This window comes from Nocardia sp. NPDC060220 (assembly GCF_042727815.1).
Classification (GTDB): Bacteria; Actinomycetota; Actinomycetes; order Mycobacteriales; family Mycobacteriaceae; genus Nocardia.
In genome coordinates, this window is record NZ_JBHWZY010000442.1 from 4,629 (window position 1) to 5,700 (window position 1,072).

General features: G+C 66.3%; 1 protein-coding gene and 1 pseudogene. Both read right to left on the bottom strand.

Annotated elements, in window-relative coordinates; translation table 11 throughout:
* On the bottom strand, nucleotides 1-584 hold a 584-nt coding region (locus ACFWF3_RS21930), incomplete at its 3' end, for a serine hydrolase domain-containing protein (protein ID WP_379315077.1).
* Between the two features lie 98 nt (nucleotides 585-682).
* Nucleotides 683-1,072 (bottom strand): annotated as a pseudogene (locus ACFWF3_RS21935) (alpha/beta hydrolase); the annotation flags it as partial.

Genomic DNA, 1,072 nt, shown 5'->3' on the forward strand with positions numbered 1-1,072 from the left:
GTGACCGCTTCGATCAACAGCTTGGCGAGCGCGTAATTGGTGTTGGCGTAGCTCCAGTCCGTGCCCGGTTCGAACCGCGCGGGCTTTGCCAATGCCCGCCGCACCAGCTCGTCGGTGTGGTGGGTCTGGAAACGGTTGTCCACCCAGTCTTTGCCACCCCAAGCGACGACTCCCGGCGCGCTCGTCCCGTCTTCGTAGAACTCGCCGGTGAAGTTGAAGATCCCGCTGGTGTGCTGCAACAGCATGCGGACGGTGACGCGCGGATCCAACTCGAACCGGGGCAGGTAGTCGACGGCGGGAGCGTCGAGGGCGATCGTGCCCTCGGCTACCAGTTGCAGGACCACGGTCGCGACGAAAGTCTTGGTATTGCTGCCGATCCGGACGCGCCCGTTGATCGGCGGTGGTGCGCTCTGGCCCAGCTCGCTGCGCCCGGCGCTGCCGACCCACACGCCCTGCTCGTCGTCGACTCGCACGTGCAGGCCGACGAATCCGGTGGCGACGATCTCCTCGATGGTCTGCTGCAGGGTTGGATAGTGCTGTGCGGCAGTGGTTGTGCTCGCTGTGGTGTTCGCGTTCGAAGTCATGAGATGAGCGTCCACGTTGACCCAAGGTCAACCGCAAGAGTGATATGGGTCACTCGGCGTGTCCGGGTCTGATCGTGCCGGACCCGGACACGCCGGTGTCAGGCTGTTCGGGCCAGGTGCCGGGTCAGGAATTCGGTGGTGGTGTTCAGCTGGAACGCCGGGACCTGGCCGTGCCCACCGGGGTTGGCGTGCAAGGTCTTCTCCGCCGAGCCGAACGCGTCGAACAAGGCGAGCGCGCTGTCACGGTCGACGTATTCGTCGTTCCACTGGAGCAGGAACTCGACGGGGACGGTGATCGAGGCGGCCGCCTCGATCAGGGATCGGTGACCGAGCAGGCCGAAGACGGCGGCGGAGATCCGGGGGTCCGCCGCGGTCAGCGCGACACCGATGGCGGTACCCAGCGCGGTGCCGCAGTACGCGACGGGGGCGTCGACGCCGATGCTCGCAAGTTGTTGCACTGCGTCGAGGGTTGCCTGCCATTCGGGGAC